This is a genomic window from Limosilactobacillus mucosae, from assembly GCF_046939755.1.
GTDB lineage: Bacteria > Bacillota > Bacilli > Lactobacillales > Lactobacillaceae > Limosilactobacillus > Limosilactobacillus mucosae_A.
On sequence record NZ_JBKZAY010000086.1, the window covers coordinates 1 to 689 of the forward strand.

Annotated in this window: 1 protein-coding gene and 1 pseudogene; both read left to right on the forward strand. The window is 37.2% G+C overall.

What is annotated here, in order from left to right:
- Window positions 1-187: pseudogene (locus ACLUWI_RS10215) on the forward strand (IS21 family transposase); the annotation flags it as partial.
- A gap of 12 nt (window positions 188-199) precedes the next feature.
- Window positions 200-689, forward strand: a 490-nt coding sequence (locus tag ACLUWI_RS10220; RefSeq protein ID WP_412147234.1) for an ATP-binding protein, incomplete at its 3' end; no start/stop codon positions are given.

Consider the following 689-nt stretch of genomic DNA (forward strand, 5'->3'; position numbering starts at 1 on the left):
CAATAAAAGTATCAAAATTTATTATATGGGAGTGGAAATTAGATCTCATAACCTAACTGATAAGCAATTCAACTATAACGAGGATGATTACAAAGCAATTTTAAAGACGGATCTTTTTAAGGACCGCTCAGAAGACGAGCTCAATAAGTATATGAGCGAGAATCTTAAAGCATACGATTGTCTGTAAGGAGTTGAATTTATGACGGATTATGAGCAGCTTATTTCAAATTTGGCACAATTAAAATTAAACAATTTCAGTGAAAATTATCAAAATTATAGTACGGAGGTCGATCAACAGCGACTTAGTTTCGGTGAAGCATTATTAAAATTAACCGAAAGTGAACTGCAATACCGACGCGATCAGGAAATTAAAAAGCGAATCCAACAAGCAAAGTTTCCGATCGTCAAAAGAGTTGATGAGTTCGACTTTAACTTCCAGCCTTCAATCAATAAGCAGGAGATTCTAGGGCTTAAATCGTTAGGTTTCTTAAACAATCACCAAAATATTTTACTGGTTGGCAGTCCAGGAGTCGGCAAAACGCATCTAGCAATCGGCTTAGGTCTGATAGCGTGTGAACATGGCTTTAAGACCCTGTTTATCAATTGCCATGACCTTCTACTGGCTTTAAGAACGGCCGACAGTAAAGGAACTCTGGAAAGGCAGATGAAGAGATACTCAAATTACGAGT